Genomic DNA, 26,069 nt, shown 5'->3' with positions numbered 1-26,069 from the left:
TAAGAATATGTTTATAGTAATCGCATTTATATTTCTCGGCATCGGCTTGGGCTACACCGTACGCACAAGACTGTCGGCACAGGCCGGCACCAAGGCGGCGGGCACCTGGACAGCCAGGGCCACGACATGGTTGATATGGCTCCTGCTCTTTATGCTGGGAGCCGAGGTGGGCGGCAACGAGCAGATAATCGCTGCCCTGCCCACCCTGGGTGTAGAGGCTCTGCTGCTGGCTGTATGCAGCGTATTGGGCTGCTGCGTGCTGGCTTGGACGCTGTGGAAGAGCGTGAAAGGAGGACGCGCATGAAGGGCAGTCTGATTGTGGTGGGCTTCTTCATCCTCGGCCTCGTGGCAGGTCGCATGGACGCGCTGCCCGCATGGATGGCAGAAAGCGGACTGAGCTTTGTGGCGCTGTGCGGACTGCTGCTCTGTGTGGGTATGAGCATCGGCCTCAACCCCGATATGAAGAGCGATTTCAAGAGTCTCAACCCGAGGCTGGCGCTCCTGCCCATAACCACTATCCTGGGCTCGTGGATGGGCGCGATGGTGGCTTTCGTCATCATGCTGGGCGGCGACGGGGGCATCATCCAACCCCGCGGACTCACAGACTGCCTGGCCATAGACAGCGGTTTTGCCTACTACTCGCTGTCGAGTATCTTCATCACCGAATATCGCGGTGCCGAGCTGGGCACCATCGCTCTGCTGACCAATATCATCCGCGAGATGATTACGCTGCTGATGACGCCACTGATGGCGAAGTGGTTTGGGCCGCTGGCACCGATATCCTCGGGTGGCGCCACGACGATGGACACCACGCTGCCCATCATCACCCAGACGATAGGCCAGCGCTATGTGGCGCTGAGCATCTTCCACGGCTTTGCCACCGACTTCTCCGTGCCCTTCCTCGTGACCATGTGGTGCATGCTGGGGGCTTGAGTTTGGGAGACTGTGGCTGAGATGGCGCCAGGCTGAGTGGCTGGCATCATGGATGAGAATATAGTAAAAATCAATGAATTTGCCGATGACATGATTACACGTTGTTATCTTGAAACGACAGATGTCTGCAACCTCAACTGCGTCTTCTGCCCCAAGACCACGCGTCCAAAGCGCACGATGACGCTTGAGGAGTTTGACCTGCTGACCAGCAGGCTCGCAGGTAGGGTCAAGTTTCTGTATTTCCACCTCATGGGCGAGCCTTTCCTTCATCCCCATCTGCCCCAATTTGTGGAGATGGCTCGGCAGAAAGGGTTTATCCCGGTGATTACCACCAACGGCACGCTGCTGTCGAAGCGGGAGGATATGCTCGAAGCGCTGCCCCATAAGCTGCAGATTTCCCTGCACTCGCACGAGGGTAACGGCAAGGAGGACCTCGAGCAATATATCGACGAGGTGATGACCTTCGCCAAAGAGGCAGCCCGACGCGGCTGCATCATCGTGCTGCGGCTGTGGAACGAAGGCGGCCACAACAGCATGAACGAAGAGATTATCCGTCTGATAGCCAACCACCAGCCTCGCCCGTGGGTCGAGCGAAACGATGGCTGGCGACTGGCAGAGAACCTGTATATCGAGAGCGACAACATGTTTGAATGGCCTGACCTCCAGCACGAATCCTACGCCGGCGAAGAGGTGTTCTGCTATGCTCTCCGCAACCAGATTGGCGTGCTCGTCGACGGCACCGTGGTCCCCTGTTGTCTGGACCATAACGGCGACATGGACTTGGGCAACCTTTACACCCAGAGTCTGGAGGAAATTCTCGCGTCGCCGCGCGCCCACGCCATCTATCAGGGCTTCACCAACCACACCGCCACCGAGCCCCTCTGCCAACGCTGCGGCTACTCCGCCGTGTCCAAGAGGTTTAGGAAATAGAGGTGGGTGAGAGGGATCCATAGTTGGCGAAGGCGTAGGGGCGTCGCTATATATTATATTATTGCTGTCGGCTAAAACTTTTTGGAACATAAAGAATTAGGGCTGGATTCCTCGCTTGGAATTCAGCCCTTAGTGTTACTCCTCCCAAACAACCAAATCTCTGTCCAGGGGGATGGCGTAGCGGGAGCCACGCTCGCCGGTGACTATGTAGTTGATGGCGAGATGCTCGTCGAACTTCTCTACGAATGCCTTTCTGATTCGGGCGAGGTTCTCATTGAGCGCGTTGCCCAGCGGGTTGACGACCTTGGTTATGGTGAGGTTGAGCCGGGCCTCGTCGGTACAGGGGCGCAGCTGCCGGTAGATGTTGAGCAGCTCGGTGTAATAGTCTTGCATGTGCTTGTAGATGATGCCTTCGGGATAGCGCAGGTAGAGGAAATAGATGGCTTTGGGCAGGGCACCCATCTCGATTTCCATGCCGTTGTAGTCGGGCAGAAAGATGCGATAATCGGGGGTGACAATCATGCGCGACAGGGGTTCCTGCTTGTCGATGAACTCGTGGATGGCCATGAGTGACACGCCTTCGAGCCTAAGTTTCTGGACGGTCATGCGAAGCTCGCGCAGGACATCCTCTGTAGCCATAAAGCTCTGCTTCTCGGCAGTTTCTTCTGCAGAGGCGGGCATGGCGGACTCTGCAGAAGGCTCCAGAAACTCCTGAGAAAGAAGGCACTCCGACTTATCTTCCATGGGGACGCTCGCCAGACAAGGACTGATTGGCGCCATATCGGCATCTACGCCACAGGATGCGGCAAGCCTTTGACTTATCAGATGTACCAGGGCGTCTATGGCTGCGGAAGAAACGAAGTCGACATCGGACAAGGCCACTTGCCGGAATCTGACATCACCCGCGTACCCCTCCCGCGTAGCCCCGAAGATGAGCGACGGCTTCAGACGCTTGCGCTGGTCTTCGTCAGAGATATAGGGGGCGAACGCATCGCTCCTGACCTCGCCGACCAGAGGCTGGGAAGAGAGGTAGGGCGCATAGTAACGCAGCTTGGCCTCGATGTCGTGCTCGCTGAGCAGGTAGGGCATGTAGTAGAAATCCATACCGGCACGGTCGAACTTGGCTTTCAGGCGCAGATAGACGTCGCGGATGAGGTCATTGACATCCGCATCGTAGCCATTCTCGATGAAGAACACCTGATTGGGTTCGGGGCGGAACGGCAGATTGCTGAATAGTATCGTATTAGTGTTCATTGTTATGATTGTCAGTGCGCCGGCAAGTCATCCCTGCCTGCGCCATGGGTGGCATGTCATCGAGGGCCTTTCGCCTCGCTCTTGAGGATATCCTCGAGGGCCTCCGGAGTGTCATCATCGGCGAAGTAATCATCGGATTCTGCCAGCGAAGCATCAGGCGCTCGCATCTCGCAGCACACCTTGTCGTAGAACCTGGTACGGCTGCGGCCCTCTTTCTCGAACATGGCGGCGGTCTCTTCGGCATTGGCCGAGAAGCGGAGCGCATTGCACACGCCTATCTCGCCAGCCACCTTCTCCACATCCTGGTCGGCACCGATGTAGGTGAAGGTCCACCCCATCTGACGGAGTTCCTGGACGAGCGACTTAATCTGGCGACCGTTCCAGGTGCGCGACGCATTCTCATAACCGTCGGTGATGATGGTGACGAGCACGCGGTCGCCATGGCAGACCCGCTGCTGGAGCTCGCTGATGCAGGTGCCCATGGCGTCGTAGAGGGCTGTGCATCCGAGCAGAGGATAGTCGGCGCTTGTGATGTTGCGGGCTTCGGCGATGGGCTTGGCAGAATAGATGCGGTTGAGGAAATCATCGCCGGCACTGAACGATGCCAGCGTGACATACTGCTGCAGCTCGGGGTGGGTCTCCTGCGCCCTGCTAATGGTGGCAAGGGTCTCGTTTACGCCTGTGAGTGCCTGGTTGTAGATGACTTCCATCGAGCCTGAGGCATCGAGGATGACGAGGTTGTAAATCTTCTGAGTTTCCATACTTGTGTTTTGAAAATGTTGAACTTCTTGTTGTTTGACAGTGCAAATGTAGGCAGTTTCAGCCACCTTGCCAAGAAAAAACATTTTGCAAGACTTGCAAAGCTGGGGTCTCTCGCCGCTGCGCCCTCTGCCAGGTCCAGCCCTCTCCCGTCGCTCCCCCACCCCACGCCGAGGCTGTCGGAGCGTGGGCGACCGAAGAATGGGCTGTCGGGCATAGCCGTTGGACATCAAGAGGCTTGCTATCAATCGTCGGCAAATGACCATCGTCATAGTCGCCGTCGACAAAGTTAGTGATATTTTGGATATCGCGGATGATTTCAGCAAGGTTTTTGTGGCGAAGGTGGAGAAATACGCTGCGGAGGGGGATGTCAAGTGCGATTTGCGTCGCGAAATCATCATGGCAAAGGCTGAAACGGAGGTATCCGAGTTGTATTTCCATAATTCGTACTTCGGTTTCAGGATAGAGGTGTATATATAAATAGGTGTGCTGTCCATAAAAACTATTGCAATCGACATAAAATTTGGGCTGAAATTTCTCACGAGGTTTCAGCCCTTTTGGTTATCTTTGTTTTGCTAAAATAAAACATAACCATGAGCAAAGATAGTCATTTTACCGGCCAGCCGATATATTGTCAAGTGTTAAAGTTACTTGACAAGGAGAAAATTCTTCAAATAAGCCACGAAACGAAAGGAAGCGAGGCTTACGTGAAGCGTTTTGATTTTCTGCGTGAACTCGAGATAGGAATGAAGGCTGAGGCTCACAAGATCGCACATCTTGGCATGGACTATCTGGTCCGTCGCAGCACGCTTGCTGAGGCCAATATACGTCGTCTTCAAGAGTTCTTTGCGAGTGTCTATGCCTACCTTTTAGAGAAGTACGCCAAGTTTTTAGCGGACAGCAATAAAATAAAACACCTCTAAATCGACAGCCGTCGGCTGGCGATTTAGACTGGGGCAAATTCTTTTGCTTTAAGTCCTTCTTATCATGACGAAATTTTGTCAAAGACAAAGACTCTCGAAGAGCATATATTCTACATTCATCAGACAGCAAATCTAAATTGGAACAAATACACCCTTCGTGATGCGGTATTTATTTCAGGAATCCATGCTCATAAACCTTAGGCCGTATTTTTTCAGCTAAACGCCTATGTGCCATACGCAAGACAGAGTAGAGTTTTGTATAGATTCCGTCTTCGCTTGTGGTGTTCATAACCTCCTTACCTTTTTTGTCCACCTTAGTACCTTGGAAATATTTCCTTATATCGTAGTATGACGCATTTAAGTCGGCGTTAGGTTGCTGATAGTAATAACTCCACAATTCACGCCCTGCATCAAACACAGCTTGAGCTTCGGGAGAGAAACGTAAAGGTTCACAGTCTTGCTGAATATCGAACAACTCCGTCTGAATTATTGTTGGCCTTCTTTTGCCAGAGATATAGTCTACGAGAAAGTGGTTTGGCAATTCATCCGTAATTCCAAGTTCAGTTTCAGTAAAAGGTTGCCAGTGGTTTGGTCCGTCACTTGAACGTATATTATTCTTGTTGCTGAATATTGTATATGCGAGACAGTCTGTCTTGAACTCATTATCTGTTCTCCATGTGTCGTAAGGATAAAGGAACTGGTCTCGATCGTTCTCCCATGTAGCCTCTTCAACCAGACGTACAGCTAAATATATGCATGACTCGATTATGTTGAATTCTGTTATCTGCCATTGATATTGGTGGTTCCATGGACGATTTGGACGTTCTATTCTTACAGTTCGTTGATTCTGAAAATCATTGGCAATACCTATAATGGTAGCTATTGACTCTTGACTGTCATCAATGAAAGAGAGAGTCCAATCGTTTATAAAACGTAATCCCTCGTAGCTCACAATCTGTTTCTGTGGTAACAATTCACCCTTGCTGTCATACACGTCTGACACAATTCCGTTGAACGGTTCAATATCTGTTGTCTTCCATACTTTGAAGCCTATAGGGAAACTGCCCTTTACATTGTCGAAAGTGTCGGCTGGAACTATGAACATAGCCTTGGGGGTAAGACAAAACATCTTTCTGAAATCCGCAAACTTAGGAGCCTGCAAGTTTTTGAGTGTGGAGAAGTCTGCAATAATTGCCCCTGGAATTTCTCGGTATATTCGCGTGAGAAACTGTATGTAAAGTTCACGCTTTGCATAGCCCATTGAACTTCCAAAATTCTTTGCTACTGCAGTGTTGGCAGCCACACCGCTACGACCTTTGCCACTCCGGTTATCCCCCTCTGCATATGGTGGGTTGATGTATAACACCAATTTCTTTCTTCTCTCAGGACTATTGATGATATTCTGTAGTTCATGCGGTATCTTGCTTTTCACAAAAACTCCTTCCTTGGTAGTATAGTCAACCAATGGGTCGTTAAGAAAATCAAATTGGAAAACATGATTTCCAAATAGGTTAGCACCATTGCTCACACGCTCCTTCATGGTGTCAACGTCAGCCTGTTCCAATGTTGAAGCCCATAGGTTATATCGGTTGGTCAATCCGGTCAACAAGTTTCCAGTACCAGCTGCACAGTCCCACACTACATAATCATCTTGCCAGTTTTCACCAAGTACTCTTGCTATATACTCTTGTGATTTCTCTACCCAAATCATTGGTGTAAAGTAAGAACCATGACGCTCGCGGATATCTTGCGGGCGCAAACGGTCGGCACGTTCAAGTATGTAGTCACGATATTCTGAACGCGGTGGGCGTTTGTATCTTTGCCAGAACAATTTATGCGCCATCTGCCCGTCATTAAAATCAAAATTGGCAAACAAATATGTATTATTGCCTTGAACTTTACCGGTATTCACCTTATAATGGTCTTTCTTCAACAATACCGAAAGGTTTTCCTGTAAAGTACTATTATCTTGCGACATAAGGTCTGCCAAAAAGAAATGACAGTCATAAATGCCTATCTCTGCCAAGTCTTCCCATTCTACAGCAAGTGAACCTTTCACTTCTTTCAGCCATCTACGATATATATGAGGAAAATTATTCTTGTTGACGCTTGTCTTTGAAGCACGTCTACCTGTCGTTGAGAACTTGTCTTTAATGAAAAAGCGTAGACTGTCGGCCTGTTTCTCAAAGTTAAATACAAACACATGTGTTTTCAACGTATCATGTACCATATTGTAGAGTTGATTAAACTCTTTGCTGGTATGGTCAGAAGGAACTACATTCCAATTGAAATCATTCTGCTCAAAGACACCTGAAACTTCATCGAAATGTACAAAACCTATTTTCTCTGCATCGAAAGATCCGAGATAATCGGGGGCATCAAGTTCTGTAAAACGACGGTCTTTCCCTATCGTAAGAATCAACTGTACAAATTGCTCATAGATGTTTCGTTTAACACCTCTTTTCGCTTCTGCCCAAAGATAAGTTGTGCCATTATACCCAACATAGAAATCCACTTTTCCAGGAATGTCTGTATTGTCATAACCAGCAAACCATTCTTCACGAACTTTATTTTTAAGTTCTTCTTCCTGTATCGTCTTTGAATAATATGCCATAAGTAAATTATCTTTATTGCGGAATAGTTTTTTCAAAGTTACGCTTTTTTGTTGAACAAACAAAAACATACAAACAAATATTTGATTTAACCCATGTGTTGCAGTCATTCCATGAAGACACCACGGCCGAACAGATAACACAAATGCTTCCTCATTATTACAGAAAAACTCGCGAATAGCACTTCACGAGTTTTTTTATTCAAAGCAATACGGCTTGTTTCGGATGGTTACGTTACACAAAACTGCGGTCAAACTGCAATGAATGGTTATGAAAAAATCCCTGGCCTTAAAAAGACCAGGGATTCTTATTGTTGTGAGATATCTATTCAAAGATTATTCTGCTGCAGCTTCTGTTGCTGTCTCTTCTGCCTGAGCCTCTACGGGAGCCTCTTCTGCCTTCTTGGCGGCAGAACGACGGCTACGACGTGTCTTCTTCTCAGCCTTTGGAGCCTTAGCCATGTTCTCATCGAAGTCAACGAGCTCGATGAAAGCGATGGGAGCAGCGTCACCCTGACGGGTACCCAACTTGATGACGCGAGTGTAGCCACCGGGACGGTCGCCTACCTTCTCAGCAACTACGTTGAAAAGTTCCTTGACAGCTTCCTTGTTCTGGAGATAACGGAAAACAACACGACGGTTGTTGGTATCACCTACCTTAGAACGAGTAATCAGGGGCTCAACGAATTTCTTGAGAGCCTTAGCCTTAGCGAGGGTCGTAGTGATTCTTTTGTGCAAAATCAGGCTGGAAGCCATGTTGGACAACATGCTACCACGGTGACTTGCAGTACGGCCCAGATGATTGAATTTCTTGTTATGTCTCATTTTTGTTTTGTTCTTTAATTACAAGGGATTATTCCTTGTCTAATTTATACTTAGAAGTATCGGTTCCAAACGACAGATTCAGACTCTCGAGCAAATCATCAAGCTCTGAAAGCGATTTCTTACCGAAGTTGCGGAACTTGAGGAGGTCTGTCTTGTTGTACTGTACCAAGTCGCCAAGTGTCTCGACCTCAGCTGCCTTAAGACAGTTGAGCGCGCGTACAGACAAGTTCATGTCTACGAGCTTGGTCTTCAACAGCTGACGCATATGGAGTACCTCTTCATCAAACTCCTGGTTCTCTTCCTGATCAGGATTCTCGAGAGTAATCTTCTCGTCAGAGAACAGCATGAAGTGATAGATGAGGATCTTGGCAGCCTCTTTCAAGGCATCCTTCGGGTGGATGGAACCATCGGTGGTAACTTCGAGAACGAGTTTGTCATAGTCGGTCTTCTGCTCGACACGATATGGCTCAACTGCGTACTTTACGTTACGGATGGGGGTGTAGATTGAATCGATTGGGAGTACGTTGACATCGGTACAGAACTCACGGTTCTCATCGGCGGGGACATAGCCACGACCTTTGTTGATGGTAAGCTCAATCTGCATTGATGCCTTGCTATCTAAATGACAAATCACCAAATCAGGGTTTAACACTTCAAATCCAGTCAGATACTTACTTATATCACCGGCCTTGAACTCAGTAGTGTTCTCAACAGTGATACTAACTTTCTCGTTCTCGAATTCTTCTACTACTTGCTTGAATCGAACTTGTTTGAGATTCAAGATAATGTTAGTTACATCTTCCTTGACACCGGGAACTGATGAAAACTCATGCTCAACGCCAGCAATACGAATGGTATTGATAGCAAAGCCCTCAAGTGAAGAAAGAAGTATGCGGCGAAGCGCGTTACCGATGGTAACACCAAAGCCGGGCTCCAATGGGCGGAATTCGAATTTACCGAATCGCTCATTGGCCTCTAACATTACGACTTTATCAGGTTTTTGAAATGCTAATATCGCCATTAACTTAATGATTTTTATTATTTAGAGTACAACTCAACGATTAACTGCTCCTTAATATTCTCAGGAATATCTGCACGCTCTGGCTTGTGGAGGAACTTACCGCTCTTGGTGTTCTCATCCCACTCGAGCCATGGATACTTGCTGTGGTTGAAACCTGCCAGTGCATTCTCGATAACCTCGAGAGACTTGGCCTTCTCGCGAACGCCAACTACCATTCCAGGTTTAACAGAGAAAGAAGGAATGTTAACTACCTTGCCATCAACAACGATGTGCTTGTGGCCTACCAACTGGCGTGCAGCTGCACGAGTGGGGGCGATACCCAGGCGGAATACAACGTTGTCAAGACGGCTCTCCAAATTCTGAAGAAGAACCTCACCGGTAATGCCTTCAGCCTTTGCAGACTTCTCAAACATATTACGGAACTGACGCTCAAGAACACCATAGGTGTACTTAGCTTTCTGCTTCTCTGCCAACATGACACCGTACTCAGACATCTTTCTGCGACGGCTGTTGCCATGCTGTCCAGGAGGGAAGTTTCTTCTGGACAAAACTTTGTCTGCGCCGAAGATGGGCTCACCAAATCGACGTGCAATTTTAGATTTCGGACCTATATATCTAGCCATAATATTTAATAAATGCTATTGATTAAATGAGAATAGAGTAATAATGAGAATACTCTGAATTATACGCGACGGCGCTTGGGAGGACGACAACCGTTGTGTGGCAATGGAGTAACGTCGATAATCTCGGTTACCTCGATACCTGCACCATGCACGGCACGGATAGCAGACTCACGACCATTACCTGGACCCTTAACGTATGCCTTTACCTTACGGAGACCGAGGTCAAAGGCAACCTTGGCGCAATCCTCGGCAGCAGTCTGGGCTGCATAAGGAGTATTCTTCTTAGATCCGCGGAATCCCATTTTACCTGCAGATGACCAAGAGATCACCTGACCTTCACTATTAGCAAGGGAAACGATAATATTGTTGAACGAGCTGTGAACATGAAGCTGTCCTAAAGCGTCAACCTTTACATTTCTTTTCTTTGATGTTGCTTTTGTCTTTGCCATTTTTAGCTTACTTTAAAATTACGATTGAAATCAATCAACACTTAAACTAAAATTACTTCGTAGCCTTCTTCTTATTAGCAACAGTCTTCTTCTTTCCCTTACGAGTACGAGCATTATTCTTTGTGCTCTGACCGCGAACAGGAAGACCATTACGATGTCTGATACCACGATAGCAACCTATATCCATAAGGCGCTTGATGTTCATCTGGATCTCTGAACGGAGATCACCTTCTACTTTGAATTCAGCGCCGATAATTTCACGGATCTTGGCTGCCTGGTCATCAGACCACTCGTTAACCTTCAAGTCACGGCTAACACCTGCCTTGTCCAATATCTTTGCTGAACTACTTCGACCGATACCATAGATATAGGTCAATGCGATTTCGCCACGCTTGTTTTGGGGCAAATCTACTCCAACAATTCTTATTGCCATTTTAGAAAATTGATTAAAAAATACTTCTGTTGTTTGTTAAAAGCATGCAAAATTAGTAAGAAAAATCCTCCTAATCAAACATTTACACAATTTTAACATTAACCCTGACGCATTTTGAACTTAGGGTTCTTCTTGTTGATAACGAACAAACGACCTTTACGACGTACAATTTTGCAGTCGGGTGTGCGCTTCTTTAATGATGCTCTTGTCTTCATATCTTTAATGTTTACTTGTATCTGAAAACGATTCTGCCCTTAGTGAGGTCGTAGGGACTCATCTCTACTTTGACCTTGTCGCCAGGGAGTATCTTTATATAGTGCATTCTCATTTTACCAGAGATGTGGGCAATGATTTGCACGCCATTCTCCAGCTCTACGCGGAACATTGCATTGGAGAGGCTCTCCACAATGACTCCGTCTTGTTCTATTGCAGACTGTTTAGCCATATATTAATTGTGTAATACCTTTTCTATTTCTTCAAAATCAGATAAAATTTCTGCCTTGCCTTTACGGATAGCTATGGTGTGTTCGAAATGCGCTGCTGGCTTGCCGTCGCGTGTCACAATGCTCCACTTGTCGGGTAATAGCCAGATATTGCGGTCACCCATGGTAATCATTGGTTCGATGGCAATGCACATACCAGCTTTTAACATTGTGCCATTGCCACGAGAACCATAATTGGGCACCTTGGGGTCCTCGTGCATTTCTTTTCCGATGCCATGCCCTGTGAGTTCACGAACTACTCCATACCCGTGGGATTCGCAATAGTCTTGAACTGTATAGCCGATATCACCGACATGATGACCTGGCAGAGCCACATCAATGGCCCTATATAGCGAGGCCTTGGTAACTTCAAGCAACTGTTTGACTTCGGCGGACACTTCGCCTACACTGAACGTATAGCAACTGTCACCGTTGAAACCGTTGAGGAGTGTTCCACAGTCGATTGAAATAATATCTCCATCCTTAAGAATGGTCTTGGCATCAGGTATACCATGAACTACCACATCGTTGACAGAGGTACATATACTTGCCGGAAAAGGCTCTCCAAACGGATTGGGGAAATTCTTGAAAGTAGGCACAGCCCCGTGGTCGCGGATAAACTCTTCGGCTATCTTGTCCAACTGGAGTGTGCTGACACCCGGCTTAATATGTTTAGCTAACTCAGCGAGAGTCTGACCGACTAATCGATTAGCCTCTCGCATGAGCGAAATTTCATCCTCTGTTTTCAGAAATATCTTCATTATGATACAGCCTTAATATGCTGCAACATTTCCGCCACGAGTACGGCCAGAGTTCAACAAGCCATCATAATGACGCATGAGCATATGGCTCTCGATTTGCTGAAGTGAGTCAATGACTACACCCACCAAAATCAACAGAGAAGTACCTCCGAAGAATTGAGAGAAAGCCTGCTGAACGTCGAGAAGGCTTGCCAAAGCTGGCATAATTGCGATAAATGCAATGGCCAATGAGCCTGGCAATGTAATACGAGACATTACTGTATCGATATACTCAGCGGTGTCCTTACCAGGCTTAACGCCGGGGATGAAACCGTTGTTACGCTTCATATCCTCTGCCATCTGATTGGAATTCAGGGTAATGGCAGTATAGAAATATGTAAACGCTATAACCAGAGCTACATAGATTGCATTATAAAGCAAAGATCTATTGTCCATCAGATTCTGTACGAGCCAGCTTCCGTTGCTTGTTCCATATGAAACAAATGCAAGAGGAATAAACATCAAAGCCTGAGCAAAGATGATAGGCATCACATTGGCAGCGAACAGCTTCAAGGGGATGTACTGACGTGCACCACCATATTGCTTGTTGCCGACAACGCGCTTAGCATACTGTACCGGCACCTTGCGCACAGCCTGTACGAGCATCAAAGCAGCACAAACCACGGCAAAGAGTATGAGAATCTCAGCAATAAACATTACGAGACCACCACCGGAAATAGCGGTGAAGCGTGAGGTAACTTCCTGAATGAAGGCCTGGGGCAGACGGGCGATAATACCTATGGCAATTATCAGCGAAACGCCATTGCCTACACCCTTATCGGTAATGCGCTCTCCGAGCCAAAGTATGAACATACTTCCTGCTGCCAGGATGACAGCTGCGGGGAACATGAATACCGTCCAGGAAATACCTGAAGAGAGGGCCTGTCCGGCCTGCATCTTCAGGTTGATAAGGTAAGAAGGACCCTGCAGGAACAGGATGAAGACAGTCAGCACACGAGTGTACCAGCTAATCTTCTTGCGTCCGCTCTCGCCCTCACGCTGCATTTTCTGGAAGTAAGGTACAGCGACAGCCAAAAGCTGCATGACAATAGAAGCAGAGATGTACGGCATAATACCAAGCGCAAAAATCGACGCATTGGAGAATGCACCACCAGAGAACATGTCAAGCAGCGACATCAAGCCACCTGATGTTTGCGACTGTAAGTTTTGTAACTGGGCTGGATTGATGCCGGGAAGGACAACAAACGAGCCAAAACGGTATATAGCCGTAAACAGGAGAGTTATGAGGAGTCGCTTGCGCAAATCCTCAATTCTCCAACAGTTCTTTAGTGTCTCTATAAACTTTTTCATCTACTTTGTTTAGATAATAGTTGTGTTACCACCAGCTGCCTTGATAGCTTCTTCAGCAGCCTTAGAGAAAGCATTAGCTTCTACATCTACCTTAGCTGTAAGAGTTCCGTTAGCCAAAACCTTTACAAGCTCCTTACCATTGGTAAGACCAGCCTCTACAAGCTCTGCTATACCAATCTTGGCATAGCCCTTAGCTTCTGCCAGCTTCTGCAGTGTAGAGAGATTGACTGCGAAATACTCTTTATGGTTGATATTCTTAAATCCAGCCTTAGGTACGCGACGCTGCAAAGGCATCTGACCACCTTCGAAGCCAATCTTACGCTTGTATCCAGAACGTGCCTTAGCACCCTTGTGACCACGAGTAGAAGTACCACCCAAGCCAGAACCTGGACCACGACCGATACGGCGACGAGAATGTGTAGAACCCTCAGCTGGTTTCAAATTACTTAATTTCATAATCTTCTGTAGTTAAAAAATTAATTAGTCTATTACGTTAACCAGATGATGCACCTTACGAACCATACCACGGTTGCTAGGAGTATCTTCGATTTCAACAACTTGAGAAATTTTACGGAGACCCAGTGCCTGAAGAGTCTGCTTCTGGTCCAAGGGAGCACCGATTTTGCTCTTAATCTGCTTTACTTTAATTGTTGCCATGTCAGTTCTACTATTAACCGTTAAATACTTTGTTCATACTAATGCCACGCTCGCCAGCTACGGTGTAAGCATCACGCAGCTCGCTAAGAGCCAATATTGTGGCCTTAACCAAGTTGTGAGCATTGGAAGAGCCCTTAGACTTTGCAATCACATCCTTGACACCTACGCTCTCCAGTACAGCACGCATAGCACCACCAGCCTTAAGACCAGTACCGGCAGCAGCGGGCTTGAGAAGAACTTTGGCACCACTGAAAGCCACTTCAACCTCGTGAGGAATGGTACCCTTCAGTACAGGAACCTTAACAAGGTTCTTCTTGGCAGCCTCAGTACCCTTGGAAATTGCAGCGGTAACCTCACCAGCCTTTCCAAGGCCCCAACCTATAACACCATTGCCATCACCTACAACGACGATAGCAGCGAATGTAAAGGTGCGACCACCTTTGGTAACCTTGGTTACTCGATTGATAGCAACCAAGCGGTCTTTCAATTCAACGTCACTATTTATTCTTACTTTATTCATTGCCATAATCGTTTAAAATTTAAGACCACCTTCGCGTGCTGCATCAGCCAAAGCCTGTACACGTCCGTGATAGAGATAACCATTACGGTCGAAAACAACACTCTCAACACCGGCTTTCTTGGCATTCTCGGCTACGAGAGCACCAACCTTCTTGGCCTGCTCAATCTTGGCCATCTTTTCGAGACCGAGAGAAGAAGCTGAAGCCAAAGTTGTACCAGTAAGGTCGTTGATAACCTGTGCATAAATTTGCTTGTTAGAACGGAATACGCTGAGACGAGGACGCTCTGCGGTACCATTCACACTCTTGCGAATACGGAATTTTATCTTGATTCGTCTTTCTACTTTCTTTGTTGTCATAATCGTAAATAATTAAAAGATTACTTAGCGGCAGCTGTCTTACCAGACTTTCTGCGGATAACCTCACCTTTGAACAAGATACCCTTACCTTTATATGGTTCAGGCTTGCGGAAAGAACGAATTTTTGCACAGATGAGACCAAGAAGCTGCTTGTCACAGCTCTCCAGTATGATGATAGGATTCTGGTTTCTCTCAGACTTTGTCTCAACCTTTACCTCCTTAGGAAGCTGGATAAAGATAGGGTGAGTATAACCCAAAGAGAACTCGATAAGATTACCCTGATTTGAAACACGATAACCTACACCTACGAGCTCCAATGTCTTGCTATAACCAGCGCTGACACCTACTACCATGTTGTTTACCAGTGAACGGTAAAGTCCGTGGAAAGCCTGCTTCTGCTTGTAGTTTACGGGGCTGTTCTCATCGATTTCGAACACGATGCTACCATCGGTCAAAGTCAGTTTGATTGAGGGGTCAATCCACTGAGAGAGCTCACCCTTAGGACCCTTAACATTAACGATGTTGGTCTTCTCGTCGAAGTTAACTGTAACTCCTGCGGGAATATTAATTGGCAATTTACCTATTCTTGACATAATTAAATCCTCCAATTAATTAATAAACATAACAAAGAACCTCACCGCCAATCTTGAGGGCAGCTGCTTCCTTATCAGTCATAACACCTTGAGATGTAGATATAATGGCTATACCTAATCCGTTAATTACTCTCGGCATGTCCTTGTAACCGGTATACTTACGGAGACCAGGAGTAGACACACGCTTCAGACACTTGATAGCGTTCTGCTTGGTGTTGTTGTCATACTTCAAGGCAACTTTAATAGTACCCTGGGGACCATCTTCTACGAACTTGTAGTTCAGAATGTAACCCTTCTCGAAGAGAATCTTGGTAATAGACTTCTTCATGTTTGACGCAGGAACCTCAACAACTCTGTGATGAGCCATGATTGCGTTTCTGAGTCTTGTCAGATAATCTGCTATTGGATCTGTCATATAAATAAATGTTTAATTAATCGGGACTACCCCGACAATATTAAAAAAAATTCGTTGTGATTTTTCGTAAGAACACGGAAGAAACAGTTTCTTCCGCATTCTCTGAAAAATCTTACCAGCTTGCTTTCTTTACTCCAGGTATGAGACCCTGAGAAGCCATTTCGCGGAACTGGATACGAGAGATACCGAACTGGCGGATATAACCCTTTGGACGACCAGTGATCTTGCAACGGTTGTGCAGGCGAATTGGATTAGCGTTCTTGGGAATAGACTGAAGTTTACGAGCAGCCTCATAAGCCTCTGCGATATCGTCAGTGGTCGCAATAATTTTCTTTAGAGCTGCACGCTTTTCAGCATAGCGAGCTACCAATTTTGCGCGCTTAACCTCGCGGGCCTTCATTGATTCTTTTGCCATATCTATTAATCGTTTTTAGCATTCTTGAATGGGAGACCGAAAGCCTTGAGCAGAGCATAACCTTCTTCATCTGTGCTTGCAGAAGTTACGAAAGTAATGTTCATACCCTGGATGCGATCTACCTGATCAATATTGATTTCAGGGAAGATAATCTGCTCTGAAACGCCGAGAGTATAGTTACCACGACCGTCAAACTTGCTTTCGATACCCTTGAAGTCACGGATACGGGGAAGAGCCACACGGATAAGTTTCTCGAGGAACTCATACATGCGCTCACGACGCAATGTTACCATGACACCGATAGGCATCTTCTTACGCAGCTTGAAGTTTGCGATATCCTTCTTAGAATATGTAGCAACAGCCTTCTGACCGGTAATGGCTGAAATCTCATTAATGGCTACATCGATGATTTTCTTATCCTGTGTAGCGTCACCGAGACCCTGGTTAATAACGATTTTCTTCAGGACAGGAATTTGCATTGCTGAAGAATAGTTGAACTGCTTCTGGAGAGCAGGTGCTATAGTCTCATTATAGACTTTCTTTAACTGTGCTGTATCCATTACTTAATTACCTCCCCTGATTTTTTAGCGATACGGATTACGTTTTTGCCTTCGTGCTTGATGGCAACACGAGTAGCCTTACCACTCTTTGGATCTATCAAACTCAAATTTGAGATGTGAATAGGTGCTTCTTGTTTTACAATACCGCCTTGTGGGTTCTTTGCAGAAGGCTTTGTACTCTTAGATACAATATTGACGCCCTCAACGATGGCACGGTTATCGCTAACCATTACCTTGAGCACCTTACCGGTTTTGCCCTTGTCACGTCCGGCAAGAACAACAACCATATCGTCTTTTCTAATATGTAACTTAGTCATTGATTACTAATTTTAAAAATTAAAGAACCTCAGGTGCCAAAGAAACAACCTTCATATTTACGGCACGGAGCTCACGAGCAACAGGACCGAAGATACGGCTTCCACGGAGCTCACCAGCATTGTTGAGCAACACACAAGCGTTGTCATCAAAGCGTATATATGAACCGTCGGCACGACGAATTTCCTTTTTTGTGCGAACGATCAAAGCCTTAGATACCGCTCCCTTTTTCAAATCACTTGAAGGTACAACGTTCTTGACAGCAACGACAATCACGTCACCAACACTGGCATAACGGCGGCGTGTACCACCGAGGACACGAATACACAGAGCCTCGCGTGCACCACTGTTATCACATACTGTAAGTCTTGATTCTGCCTGTATCATAATTACTTAGCTTTTTCAACGATTTGTACTAATCTCCATCTCTTTGTCTTAGACAGAGGACGAGTCTCCATGATCTGTACTGTATCACCTACATTAGCCTCATTCTTCTCGTCATGTGCATGGTACTTCTTCGTCTTCTGAACGAATTTACCATAAATAGGGTGCATCTCCTTAAACTTAGCTGCAATAACAATGGTTTTATCCATTTTGTTGCTGATAACGACACCCTGTCTTACTTTTCTTAAATTTCTTGTTTCCATCTGGACCATTGTTATTTATTAAGTTCTCTCTGACGAAGCACTGTCTTCATGCGTGCGATATCACGACGTGCAGCCTTAATCTGTGATGGATTTTCAAGAGGAGTAACACTGTGGTTGAGCTTCATCTGGTGAAGTGCAGCCTCTGCATTCTCCAATTTCTCGCGCAGATCCTTGTCGGCGAGTTCTTTTACTTCATTAATCTTCATAGCTTAAGCGTTTTTGTCGTAATCACGTCTTACAATAAATTTTGTCTTAACGGGGAGCTTCTGAGCTGCGAGGCGCAGAGCCTCTTTAGCGATGTCGAAAGATACTCCCTCTACTTCAAAGAGGACACGGCCAGGTGTTACAGGTGCAACCCATCCTGCGGGATCACCTTTACCCTTACCCATACGTACGTCAGCAGGCTTACGTGTAATAGGTTTGTCGGGGAAAATGCGGATCCAAACTTGACCCTGACGGTTCATGTGACGGTTTACTGCCACACGAGCTGCTTCTATCTGTCGGCTGTCAATCCATTTAGCCTCAAGTGTCTTGATACCAAATGAGCCGAAAGCCAGCTGTGTACCACGGTGAGCGTTGCCTTTGTTGCCACGTCCATCTTGTGGTCTTCTATATTTTACTCTTTTAGGCTGTAACATGATAACTTCTTCTTTTAACGGTTATTGTTTCTTCTACGATTACCGCGACCACGTCCGCCGTTGTTTGAGCGACCGGCATTCTGCTTCTCCTGAGTGAAGTTAGGAGTAAGGTCACGCTTTCCGTAAACCTCACCACGGCAAATCCACACTTTGATACCGAGAAGACCTACCTTGGTAAGTGCTTCTGCCTGGCAGTAATCGATATCGGCACGGAATGTGTGCAGAGGAGTACGTCCCTCTTTGTACATTTCCTTACGTGCCATTTCAGCACCATTCAGACGGCCACAGATTTGAATCTTGACACCCTCGGCACCAGCACGCATTGTATTCTGAATAGCCATCTTGATAGCACGGCGGTATGCAACCTTACCTTCTACCTGGCGAGCGATGTTATTGCCTACAATTGTAGCATCCAGATCGGGCTTCTTAACTTCAAATATGTTAATCTGAATATCCTTCTTATAGAGTTTCTTCAACTCTTCCTTCAGTTTGTCAACATCTTGACCACCTTTACCAATGACGAGACCCGGACGGGCTGTGCAAATAGTGATGGTGACGAGCTTCAGTGTACGCTCGATGACAATCTTAGATACGTTAGCCTTAGCCAGACGCTCATTGAGATATTTACGGATTTTGCGGTCTTCGACCAGGTTGTCTCCGAAATTCTTGCCACCAAACCAATTTGATTCCCAACCACGGATAATACCCAGTCGGTTGCTTATCGGATTTACTTTCTGTCCCATTCTATTTATTATTTTTCGTCGTTAGTTTTGGCATCAACAAACAAAGTTACATGATTAGAACGCTTACGGATTCTGTAACCACGACCCTGTGGTGCAGGTCTCATACGCTTCATTGTAACGCCTTCGTCTACGAAGACCTTACTGATATAAAGCTCTCCGTCTTCAGCCTTGCGTTCGTTCTTATTCTCCCAGTTAGCGATAGCTGAGCGCAGCAGTTTCTCAACATCTGCGGCAGCCTGCTTTTTAGAGAATCGTAATACGCCGAGTGCGCGGTTTACCTCCATGCCACGAACCATATCTACGACATAGCGCATCTTACGTGGTGATGAGGGCACGCCATTCAGCTTAGCGAAATACAAATTTTTGCGAGCAGCCTTAAGCTTTTCAGCTGCTTCATGTTTTCTTGCTCCCATTAGTTATGTTATTTACTTTAAAATGGTTTGCCTAATTTACTTTCTATTACCAGAGTGACCACCAAAGCGACGTGTGAGAGAGAATTCTCCAAGCTTATGGCCTACCATGTTCTCGGTAATGTAAACAGGGATAAATTTATTTCCGTTGTGAACAGCAACAGTATGCCCTACGAAATCGGGTGATATCATTGATGCTCTGGCCCAAGTCTTTACGACGGTCTTCTTACCGCTTTCGTTCATAGCAAGAATCTTCTTCTCGAGCGATACGTTGATATATGGACCTTTTTTAAGAGAACGACTCATAATTTACTCTTTATTTTTTATTAGCTCTTTCGATAATATACTTGTTAGAATGCTTCTTAGGTGCACGTGTCTTCAGACCCTTAGCGTAGAGACCCTTACGTGAACGTGGGTGACCACCAGACTGACGGCCTTCACCACCACCCATTGGGTGATCATGGGGGTTCATAACAACACCACGGTTGTGAGGACGGCGACCCAACCAGCGTGAGCGACCAGCCTTACCAGACTGCTCGAGAGCGTGGTCAGAGTTTCCAACACTTCCTACTGTAGCCTTACAAGCAGAGAGAATCTTACGAGTCTCGCCTGAAGGGAGCTTAATAACACAATAACTGCCCTCACGAGAAGTCAACTGAGCAAAATTACCAGCCGAACGAACGAGCAGAGCACCCTGACCAGGACGCAGCTCTAGGTTGTGAACTACTGTACCTACAGGAATGTTAGCCAAAGGAAGAGCATTACCGATTTCAGGAGCAGCGTCTGCGCCTGACATTACGGTAGCGCCTACCTTGAGTCCGTTAGGAGCAACAATGTAACGCTTTTCACCATCAGCGTAATACAGCAATGCTATACGTGCAGATCTGTTAGGATCATACTCGATAGACTTTACAACTGCTGGAACACCATCTTTCTCACGTTTGAAGTCGATAAGACGATACTTCTTCTTGTGACCACCGCCCATATAGCGGACAGTCATTTTACCGGTGTTGTTACGACCACCGGTAGAACGCTTACCGTAAACGAGAGACTTCTCTGGCACGGATGCAGTAATCTCTTCGAACGTGCCAATAACTTTGTGTCTTTGTCCCGGTGTAACGGGATTAAATTTACGTACTGCCATTTTCTATTTAGATATTGCTATAAAAATCAATTGTATCGCCTTCTTTCAAAGTAACGATAGCTTTCTTGAACGAGTTCTTCTGTCCCTTAACCAAGCCAGCCTTGGTGTAACGGGCAGAACGCTTGCCAGCATAAACTGCTGTGTTTACATCTACTACAGTAACATTGTACAGACTCTCGACTTCAGCCTTAATTTGGAGTTTATTAGCCTCAGGACGAACTACGAAGCCGAAACGATTCGACATCTTCTCTGTAATGTTGTTCATCTTCTCAGTAACCAATGGTTTGATAATAAATGCCATATTCTAATTCTCCTTATTTCATTAAGATTTCGTCGATAACCTTGAGAGAATTCTCAGTTACTACCAGCACGTCTGCGTTCAAAACTTTGTAAGTATTTACTGCAGAAGCGAGGATAACTTCAGAGCCCTTCAAATTACGAGCCGACAAATATACGTTTTTATTGCTTTCTGGCAAAACAACAAGGGTCTTTTTGCCTTCAACTTTAAGATTTTTAGTAATATTTACAAAATCTTTAGTCTTGGGGGCCTCAAAAGTGAAGTCTTCAACCACAACAACAGCATTCTCCTGTGCCTTATAAGACAGGGCTGATTTGCGAGCGAGTACCTTAACTTTCTTGTTCAGCTTGAAGCCGTAATCGCGAGGCTTGGGACCGAATACACGACCACCACCTACGAGTACAGGTGAGTTGATATCACCACGGCGAGCACCACCGCCACCTTTCTGACGTCCAAGTTTACGAGTAGAACCGCTCATTTCGCTTCTTTCCTTTGACTTGGCTGTACCCTGACGCTGATTAGCAAGATACTGCTTTACATCAAGATAAAGAACGTGATCGTTAGGCTCAATTCCAAAGATAGCATCATTGAGAACTACCTTTCTTCCGGTCTCCTGACCGTTGATATTTAATACGCTAACTTCCATTTACTTCTCAATTAAAACGGTTGAACCATTGCATCCAGCGAAAGAGCCCTTAACGATAAGAAGGTTCTGTTCTGGAATTACCTTTAACACCTTAAGGTTCTGAGTTGTTACGCGGTCGCCACCCATCTGGCCACCCATGCGCATGCCCTTGAACACCTTTGCGGGGTAAGAACAAGCACCGATAGAACCGGGCTTACGAGCGCGGTCATCCTGACCGTGAGTAGACTGACCTACACCACCGAAACCATGGCGCTTAACAACACCCTGGAAACCTTTACCCTTAGAGGTACCGATTACGTCAACAAATTCGGCGTCATTGAACAACTCTACAGTGATAGTGTCACCGAGATTGTACTCCTCATCAAATTTGAACTCGGCCAAGTGCTTTTTTGGTGTTGTGCCGGCCTTCTTGAAGTGTCCCTGCAAAGGCATAGAAGTATTCTTCTCCTTAGCCTCAGCGAAACCCAACTGTACAGCCTTGTAACCATCCTTCTCTACGGTTTTAACCTGGGTTACAACACAAGGACCAGCTTCGATAACAGTGCACGGAATATTCTTACCGTCGGCACTGAAAACGGATGTCATTCCGATTTTTTTTCCTAATAATCCTGGCATTTCTTTAATGAATAAATAATTAAACTACAAATTAGACCTTAATCTCAACTTCTACACCACTGGGCAATTCAAGTTTCATCAGCGCATCAACTGTCTTGGCAGTTGAACTATAGATATCAATCAAGCGCTTGAAGTCAGAGAGCTGGAACTGCTCACGGGCTTTCTTGTTAACGAATGTACTGCGGTTAACAGTGTAAATGCGCTTGTGTGTTGGCAATGGAATAGGACCGCTGACGATGGCGCCGGTGGCCTTAACAGCCTTCACGATTTTCTCTGCTGACTTGTCAACCAACTGGTGGTCGTAAGACTTCAGCTTAATTCTGATTTTCTGACTCATTGTCTTTTACTTTATTAATATTAGTAATTGTAATAGGAGGAGAGATACGCTGCTTAAGAGTCATTCGCTAAGCAGCGTCTCTCTTCCTGTATTGATTTTGCTATTAGAGGAGCTCTGAGTGACCGTTCTGCTCATCCAGCACTGCCTTGGCAATGGCTGTTGATACAGGAGCGTGGTGATCATACTCCATAGAGCTTGTAGCACGACCAGAGGTGATGGTACGCAGAGCAGTTACATAACCGAACATTTCTGCCAGAGGAACCATAGCCTTAACCACGCGGGCACCGCTACGGCCTTCCTCCATACCCTGAACCATACCACGACGCTTGTTCAAGTCGCCGATTACATCACCCATGTTCTCTTCGGGAGTAACTACCTCGACTCTCATGATGGGCTCCATCAGTACGGGCTTAGCCTTAGGACAGAGAACCTTGAATGCCTGGTGAGCTACGAGCTCGAATGACAACTGGTCTGAGTCAACGGGGTGGAAGCTACCATCGGTAAGAGTAACCTTCATACCTGTCATGGGGAAGCCACCGAGAACACCGTTGGCGAGGCAGTCCTTGAATCCCTTCTCTACAGAGGGGATGAACTCCTTAGGAATGTTACCACCCTTAACCTCGTTGATGAACTGCAGGTCGCCATCCTTGTAGTCTTCGTCCTTAGGACCGATTGTAACATCGATACAAGCGAACTTACCACGACCACCACTCTGCTTCTTGTAAGTCTCACGGCTCTGGGCTGTGCCGATAATGGCCTCCTTGTAGTTAACCTGGGGCTTACCCTGGTTACATTCTACCTTGAACTCACGCTTCAGACGGTCGATGATGATGTCGAGGTGAAGCTCACCCATACCAGAGATAATGGTCTGACCACTCTGCTCGTCGGTACGAACGGTGAATGTGGGGTCTTCCTCAGCCAGCTTGGCAAGACCGTTGTCCAGCTTGGCAACATCGGCCTGGCTCTTGGGCTCTACAGCGATAGAGATCACGGTATCGGGGAAGGTCATAGACTCAAGAACGATGGGCTTAGACTCATCGCAGAGAGTATCACCAGTACGGATATCCTTGAAGCCTACACCTGCACCGATATCACCGGCGTCGATTGACTCCATTGGGATTTCCTTGTTAGAGTTCATCTGGAACAGACGGCTGATACGCTCCTTCTTGCCTGAGCGGGGGTTGTACACGTAAGAACCGGCAACAACCTTACCAGAGTAGACACGGAAGAATACCAGACGGCCCATGAATGGGTCAGTGGCAATCTTGAATGCCAAAGCCGATGTAGGCTCGTCCTCAGAAGGCTTGCGATCCTCCTCTTCCTCAGTATCGGGGTTGGCACCCACGATAGCCTCTGTATCCAGAGGTGAGGGAAGGAATGCACAAGTATAGTCAAGCAGAGGCTGTACACCCTTGTTCTTGTAAGAAGAACCGAGCAACATAGGAGTAATCTCCATAGCGATGGTACCCTTACGGATAGCGGCGATAAGCTGCTCTTCAGAAATCTCAGCACCTTCGAGATACTTCTCCATCAGGTCGTCGTCGAAGTTGGCAGCATTCTCTACCATCTTCTCTCTCCACTCATTGGCCTCGTCAACGAGGTCAGCGGGGATATCCTCAATATCGTATTCAGCGCCCATAGTCTCATCGTGCCACAGGATAGCCTTCATCTTGATAAGGTCAACGAGACCCTTGAAGTTTTCCTCTGCACCGATTGGAATCTGGATAGGACAGGGGTTGGCACCCAGGATGTCCTTCATCTGCTGTACGGTCTCGAAGAAGTCGGCACCCGAACGGTCCATCTTGTTCACATAACCGATACGGGGTACATTGTACTTGTCGGCCTGACGCCATACAGTCTCAGACTGTGGCTGAACGCCATCGGCTGCTGAATAAGTAGCGATAGCACCATCGAGAACGCGGAGTGAGCGCTCTACCTCTGCGGTGAAGTCAACGTGTCCGGGAGTATCGATAAGGTTTATCTTGTACTGCTTGTTGTTCCAAGTCCAGTTACAAGTGGTGGCAGCAGAGGTGATAGTGATACCACGCTCCTGCTCCTGTGCCATCCAGTCCATTGTTGCAGCACCGTCGTGCACCTCACCAATCTTGTGGGTCTTACCGGTGTAGAACAGGATACGCTCAGATGTAGTCGTCTTACCGGCATCGATGTGTGCCATAATACCGATATTACGAGTCAAATGTAAATCGCGGTTTGCCATTTTCTTTTATTCCTTATATATATGTAATGATTAGAATCTGAAGTGAGCGAATGCGCGGTTAGCCTCAGCCATACGGTGCATGTCTTCCTTACGCTTGTAAGCGCCACCCTGATTGTTGAATGCGTCCATAATCTCTGCAGCGAGCTTGTCTGCCATGGTCTTACCACCACGCTTGCGAGCGAAAGCGATAAGGTTCTTCATAGAGATGCTCTCCTTGCGGTCGGGACGGATTTCGGTAGGAACCTGGAAAGTGGCACCACCGATACGACGGCTCTTTACTTCTACCTGGGGAGTGATATTGTCGAGGGCCTGCTTCCAAATCTCCAGGGGAGACTTCTCTTCATTAGCCATCTTCTCCTTTACGACATCAAGAGACTTGTAGAAAATTTCGTATGAAGCATTCTTCTTGCCATCATACATCAAGTGGTTCACGAACTTAGAGACCTTCTGGTCGTTGAACACGGGATCCGGAAGAATCACGCGCTTCTTTGGTTTTGCTTTTCTCATTGCTTTTGTTAAATTAATATTCTGCGGAGGCTGCTCATTTGTTCTTCAACGCCAGCTCTCTGGCATTTACTCAACCTTGACTTATTCTCCAGCAAAACGATTATAATGTTTCTTTTGTTTTACACGCCGCAAGTCCTCAGGCTTCTCCGCCTGTGAACTTTCGGCATATACATCTTCGGGCTATTACTTCTTAGTCTTAGGACGCTTTGCACCATACTTAGAACGGCGCTGTGTACGGTTTGCGACACCTGCGGTATCCAAAGTACCACGAACGATGTGATAACGTACACCGGGGAGGTCCTTAACACGACCACCACGTACCAGTACGATAGAGTGCTCCTGCAGGTTGTGGCCCTCTCCTGGGATGTAAGAGTTCACTTCCTTCTGGTTTGTCAAACGCACACGGGCAACTTTTCTCATTGCCGAATTAGGCTTCTTAGGTGTTGTAGTATAGACACGAACGCATACACCACGACGCTGGGGACAATTGTCCAACGCGGGAGACTTGCTCTTATCTACCAACACGTTTCTGCCTTTTCTTACCAATTGTTGAATTGTAGGCATAGTTTTACTTTTTTAATTTATATATTTATTTTTGTTATTATCAATCGATTGCGACGGTATTTATGATGCCGTTTCGGGCTGCAAAGTTACATATTTTCTATCAAACCACCTAATTA

The 26,069-nt window shown here is 46.6% G+C and carries 41 protein-coding genes; 4 read left to right on the top strand and 37 right to left on the bottom strand.

Annotation, left to right across the window (positions count from 1 at the left end):
- Window positions 1-7: 7 nt before the first annotated feature.
- Genes CIK94_RS00315 through CIK94_RS00305 form a run of 3 tightly spaced genes read left to right on the top strand, consistent with a single transcriptional unit; the run spans window position 8 to window position 1,863 of the window.
- The gene (locus CIK94_RS00315; protein ID WP_094420622.1) at window positions 8-304 is read left to right on the top strand and encodes a LysO family transporter; all 297 of its coding nucleotides are present in this window, start codon (window positions 8-10) and stop codon (window positions 302-304) included.
- Window positions 301-933: a lysine exporter LysO family protein gene (locus CIK94_RS00310; RefSeq protein WP_094420620.1), complete on the top strand. Its 633-nt coding sequence runs from the start codon at window positions 301-303 to the stop codon at window positions 931-933. The genes CIK94_RS00315 and CIK94_RS00310 overlap by 4 nt, the downstream gene beginning before the upstream one ends.
- A gap of 48 nt (window positions 934-981) precedes the next feature.
- Entirely contained in the window at window positions 982-1,863 is an 882-nt protein-coding gene (locus tag CIK94_RS00305) for a radical SAM/SPASM domain-containing protein (protein WP_254046108.1), read from the top strand.
- Window positions 1,864-1,998: 135 nt separating this feature from the next.
- Here the strand turns inward: CIK94_RS00305 and CIK94_RS00300 are convergent, their stop codons facing one another.
- Genes CIK94_RS00300 through CIK94_RS13890 form a run of 3 tightly spaced genes read right to left on the bottom strand, consistent with a single transcriptional unit; the run spans window position 1,999 to window position 4,317 of the window.
- Window positions 1,999-3,117 carry a hypothetical protein gene (locus CIK94_RS00300; RefSeq protein ID WP_094420618.1) on the bottom strand — a complete coding sequence of 373 codons (1,119 nt, stop codon included), beginning with the start codon at window positions 3,115-3,117 and terminating at the stop codon, window positions 1,999-2,001.
- Between the two features lie 56 nt (window positions 3,118-3,173).
- Window positions 3,174-3,878, bottom strand: coding sequence for a VWA domain-containing protein (locus tag CIK94_RS00295; RefSeq protein ID WP_094420616.1), 705 nt, complete (start codon window positions 3,876-3,878; stop codon window positions 3,174-3,176).
- 58 nt (window positions 3,879-3,936) lie between these two features.
- Window positions 3,937-4,317, bottom strand: coding sequence for a hypothetical protein (locus CIK94_RS13890; RefSeq protein ID WP_144007736.1), 381 nt, complete (start codon window positions 4,315-4,317; stop codon window positions 3,937-3,939).
- A 152-nt stretch (window positions 4,318-4,469) separates the two neighbouring features.
- Between CIK94_RS13890 and CIK94_RS00285 the strand changes: the two genes are divergently transcribed.
- Complete coding sequence (locus tag CIK94_RS00285) at window positions 4,470-4,799, top strand: hypothetical protein (protein ID WP_022311367.1); 330 nt, start codon at window positions 4,470-4,472, stop codon at window positions 4,797-4,799.
- Window positions 4,800-4,968: 169 nt separating this feature from the next.
- On the opposite strand, the gene CIK94_RS00280 is transcribed toward CIK94_RS00285, so the two are convergent.
- The 34 genes from CIK94_RS00280 to rpsL form a co-directional block, all read right to left on the bottom strand.
- Complete coding sequence (locus CIK94_RS00280) at window positions 4,969-7,449, bottom strand: hypothetical protein (RefSeq protein WP_216821916.1); 2,481 nt, start codon at window positions 7,447-7,449, stop codon at window positions 4,969-4,971.
- 297 nt (window positions 7,450-7,746) lie between these two features.
- Entirely contained in the window at window positions 7,747-8,235 is a 489-nt protein-coding gene (rplQ, locus tag CIK94_RS00275; RefSeq protein WP_022311365.1) for a 50S ribosomal protein L17, read from the bottom strand.
- Between the two features lie 28 nt (window positions 8,236-8,263).
- Window positions 8,264-9,256, bottom strand: a complete 993-nt coding sequence (locus tag CIK94_RS00270; RefSeq protein ID WP_094386834.1) for a DNA-directed RNA polymerase subunit alpha — start codon at window positions 9,254-9,256, stop codon at window positions 8,264-8,266.
- Between the two features lie 17 nt (window positions 9,257-9,273).
- Window positions 9,274-9,879, bottom strand: a complete 606-nt coding sequence (rpsD, locus tag CIK94_RS00265; protein WP_022311363.1) for a 30S ribosomal protein S4 — start codon at window positions 9,877-9,879, stop codon at window positions 9,274-9,276.
- A gap of 59 nt (window positions 9,880-9,938) precedes the next feature.
- Window positions 9,939-10,328 (bottom strand): 30S ribosomal protein S11, encoded by a 390-nt coding sequence (gene rpsK / locus CIK94_RS00260; RefSeq protein WP_022311362.1) that lies wholly within the window; start codon window positions 10,326-10,328, stop codon window positions 9,939-9,941.
- Between the two features lie 52 nt (window positions 10,329-10,380).
- Window positions 10,381-10,761 carry a 30S ribosomal protein S13 gene (gene rpsM / locus CIK94_RS00255; RefSeq protein ID WP_094386833.1) on the bottom strand — a complete coding sequence of 127 codons (381 nt, stop codon included), beginning with the start codon at window positions 10,759-10,761 and terminating at the stop codon, window positions 10,381-10,383.
- A 98-nt stretch (window positions 10,762-10,859) separates the two neighbouring features.
- Window positions 10,860-10,976: a type B 50S ribosomal protein L36 gene (gene ykgO / locus CIK94_RS00250; protein ID WP_007899708.1), complete on the bottom strand. Its 117-nt coding sequence runs from the start codon at window positions 10,974-10,976 to the stop codon at window positions 10,860-10,862.
- 11 nt (window positions 10,977-10,987) lie between these two features.
- Window positions 10,988-11,206, bottom strand: coding sequence for a translation initiation factor IF-1 (gene infA / locus CIK94_RS00245; RefSeq protein WP_022311360.1), 219 nt, complete (start codon window positions 11,204-11,206; stop codon window positions 10,988-10,990).
- Between the two features lie 3 nt (window positions 11,207-11,209).
- Complete coding sequence (gene map / locus CIK94_RS00240; RefSeq protein ID WP_094386832.1) at window positions 11,210-12,004, bottom strand: type I methionyl aminopeptidase; 795 nt, start codon at window positions 12,002-12,004, stop codon at window positions 11,210-11,212.
- Between the two features lie 12 nt (window positions 12,005-12,016).
- A complete protein-coding gene (gene secY / locus CIK94_RS00235) occupies window positions 12,017-13,354 on the bottom strand; it encodes a preprotein translocase subunit SecY (RefSeq protein WP_094386831.1) in 1,338 nt (445 codons plus the stop codon).
- Between the two features lie 9 nt (window positions 13,355-13,363).
- Window positions 13,364-13,810 (bottom strand): 50S ribosomal protein L15, encoded by a 447-nt coding sequence (rplO, locus tag CIK94_RS00230; RefSeq protein WP_022311358.1) that lies wholly within the window; start codon window positions 13,808-13,810, stop codon window positions 13,364-13,366.
- 24 nt (window positions 13,811-13,834) lie between these two features.
- Window positions 13,835-14,011 (bottom strand): 50S ribosomal protein L30, encoded by a 177-nt coding sequence (gene rpmD, locus CIK94_RS00225; RefSeq protein WP_022311357.1) that lies wholly within the window; start codon window positions 14,009-14,011, stop codon window positions 13,835-13,837.
- A gap of 13 nt (window positions 14,012-14,024) precedes the next feature.
- Window positions 14,025-14,537, bottom strand: a complete 513-nt coding sequence (rpsE, locus tag CIK94_RS00220; RefSeq protein WP_094386830.1) for a 30S ribosomal protein S5 — start codon at window positions 14,535-14,537, stop codon at window positions 14,025-14,027.
- A gap of 6 nt (window positions 14,538-14,543) precedes the next feature.
- Complete coding sequence (gene rplR / locus CIK94_RS00215) at window positions 14,544-14,888, bottom strand: 50S ribosomal protein L18 (protein WP_022311355.1); 345 nt, start codon at window positions 14,886-14,888, stop codon at window positions 14,544-14,546.
- A 20-nt stretch (window positions 14,889-14,908) separates the two neighbouring features.
- The gene (rplF, locus tag CIK94_RS00210; protein ID WP_022311354.1) at window positions 14,909-15,481 is read right to left on the bottom strand and encodes a 50S ribosomal protein L6; all 573 of its coding nucleotides are present in this window, start codon (window positions 15,479-15,481) and stop codon (window positions 14,909-14,911) included.
- 19 nt (window positions 15,482-15,500) lie between these two features.
- Window positions 15,501-15,896: a 30S ribosomal protein S8 gene (gene rpsH / locus CIK94_RS00205; protein ID WP_022311353.1), complete on the bottom strand. Its 396-nt coding sequence runs from the start codon at window positions 15,894-15,896 to the stop codon at window positions 15,501-15,503.
- 112 nt (window positions 15,897-16,008) lie between these two features.
- Window positions 16,009-16,311, bottom strand: a complete 303-nt coding sequence (gene rpsN / locus CIK94_RS00200; protein ID WP_022311352.1) for a 30S ribosomal protein S14 — start codon at window positions 16,309-16,311, stop codon at window positions 16,009-16,011.
- Window positions 16,312-16,316: 5 nt separating this feature from the next.
- Window positions 16,317-16,871, bottom strand: coding sequence for a 50S ribosomal protein L5 (rplE, locus tag CIK94_RS00195; RefSeq protein WP_022311351.1), 555 nt, complete (start codon window positions 16,869-16,871; stop codon window positions 16,317-16,319).
- Window positions 16,871-17,188: a 50S ribosomal protein L24 gene (rplX, locus tag CIK94_RS00190; protein WP_022311350.1), complete on the bottom strand. Its 318-nt coding sequence runs from the start codon at window positions 17,186-17,188 to the stop codon at window positions 16,871-16,873. Before rplX ends, rplE begins: the two co-directional genes overlap by 1 nt.
- A gap of 19 nt (window positions 17,189-17,207) precedes the next feature.
- Window positions 17,208-17,573, bottom strand: coding sequence for a 50S ribosomal protein L14 (rplN, locus tag CIK94_RS00185; protein ID WP_022311349.1), 366 nt, complete (start codon window positions 17,571-17,573; stop codon window positions 17,208-17,210).
- Window positions 17,574-17,575: 2 nt separating this feature from the next.
- Window positions 17,576-17,842 carry a 30S ribosomal protein S17 gene (gene rpsQ, locus CIK94_RS00180; RefSeq protein WP_094420612.1) on the bottom strand — a complete coding sequence of 89 codons (267 nt, stop codon included), beginning with the start codon at window positions 17,840-17,842 and terminating at the stop codon, window positions 17,576-17,578.
- Window positions 17,843-17,844: 2 nt separating this feature from the next.
- A complete protein-coding gene (gene rpmC / locus CIK94_RS00175) occupies window positions 17,845-18,039 on the bottom strand; it encodes a 50S ribosomal protein L29 (RefSeq protein ID WP_022311347.1) in 195 nt (64 codons plus the stop codon).
- 3 nt (window positions 18,040-18,042) lie between these two features.
- Window positions 18,043-18,471: a 50S ribosomal protein L16 gene (gene rplP, locus CIK94_RS00170; protein WP_022311346.1), complete on the bottom strand. Its 429-nt coding sequence runs from the start codon at window positions 18,469-18,471 to the stop codon at window positions 18,043-18,045.
- Window positions 18,472-18,485: 14 nt separating this feature from the next.
- Window positions 18,486-19,214 (bottom strand): 30S ribosomal protein S3, encoded by a 729-nt coding sequence (rpsC, locus tag CIK94_RS00165; protein WP_022311345.1) that lies wholly within the window; start codon window positions 19,212-19,214, stop codon window positions 18,486-18,488.
- 8 nt (window positions 19,215-19,222) lie between these two features.
- A complete protein-coding gene (gene rplV / locus CIK94_RS00160; RefSeq protein WP_022311344.1) occupies window positions 19,223-19,627 on the bottom strand; it encodes a 50S ribosomal protein L22 in 405 nt (134 codons plus the stop codon).
- A 36-nt stretch (window positions 19,628-19,663) separates the two neighbouring features.
- Window positions 19,664-19,930, bottom strand: a complete 267-nt coding sequence (gene rpsS, locus CIK94_RS00155; RefSeq protein ID WP_022311343.1) for a 30S ribosomal protein S19 — start codon at window positions 19,928-19,930, stop codon at window positions 19,664-19,666.
- A 10-nt stretch (window positions 19,931-19,940) separates the two neighbouring features.
- A complete protein-coding gene (gene rplB / locus CIK94_RS00150) occupies window positions 19,941-20,768 on the bottom strand; it encodes a 50S ribosomal protein L2 (RefSeq protein WP_022311342.1) in 828 nt (275 codons plus the stop codon).
- A gap of 7 nt (window positions 20,769-20,775) precedes the next feature.
- Entirely contained in the window at window positions 20,776-21,069 is a 294-nt protein-coding gene (rplW, locus tag CIK94_RS00145; protein ID WP_022311341.1) for a 50S ribosomal protein L23, read from the bottom strand.
- A 13-nt stretch (window positions 21,070-21,082) separates the two neighbouring features.
- The gene (gene rplD, locus CIK94_RS00140) at window positions 21,083-21,712 is read right to left on the bottom strand and encodes a 50S ribosomal protein L4 (protein ID WP_094386828.1); all 630 of its coding nucleotides are present in this window, start codon (window positions 21,710-21,712) and stop codon (window positions 21,083-21,085) included.
- Window positions 21,713-22,327 (bottom strand): 50S ribosomal protein L3, encoded by a 615-nt coding sequence (gene rplC / locus CIK94_RS00135; RefSeq protein WP_094386827.1) that lies wholly within the window; start codon window positions 22,325-22,327, stop codon window positions 21,713-21,715.
- A 31-nt stretch (window positions 22,328-22,358) separates the two neighbouring features.
- On the bottom strand, window positions 22,359-22,664 hold the full coding sequence (gene rpsJ, locus CIK94_RS00130) for a 30S ribosomal protein S10 (RefSeq protein WP_022311338.1): 306 nt from the start codon (window positions 22,662-22,664) through the stop codon (window positions 22,359-22,361).
- 103 nt (window positions 22,665-22,767) lie between these two features.
- On the bottom strand, window positions 22,768-24,882 hold the full coding sequence (gene fusA, locus CIK94_RS00125) for an elongation factor G (RefSeq protein WP_022311337.1): 2,115 nt from the start codon (window positions 24,880-24,882) through the stop codon (window positions 22,768-22,770).
- A gap of 30 nt (window positions 24,883-24,912) precedes the next feature.
- Window positions 24,913-25,389, bottom strand: coding sequence for a 30S ribosomal protein S7 (rpsG, locus tag CIK94_RS00120; RefSeq protein ID WP_022311336.1), 477 nt, complete (start codon window positions 25,387-25,389; stop codon window positions 24,913-24,915).
- Window positions 25,390-25,572: 183 nt separating this feature from the next.
- The gene (gene rpsL, locus CIK94_RS00115; protein WP_094420610.1) at window positions 25,573-25,953 is read right to left on the bottom strand and encodes a 30S ribosomal protein S12; all 381 of its coding nucleotides are present in this window, start codon (window positions 25,951-25,953) and stop codon (window positions 25,573-25,575) included.
- Between the last annotated feature and the right edge of the window lie 116 nt (window positions 25,954-26,069).

This window comes from Prevotella sp. P4-51 (assembly GCF_002251455.1).
Lineage (GTDB): Bacteria > Bacteroidota > Bacteroidia > Bacteroidales > Bacteroidaceae > Prevotella.
This window is presented reverse-complemented; position numbering and strand designations above follow the sequence as displayed.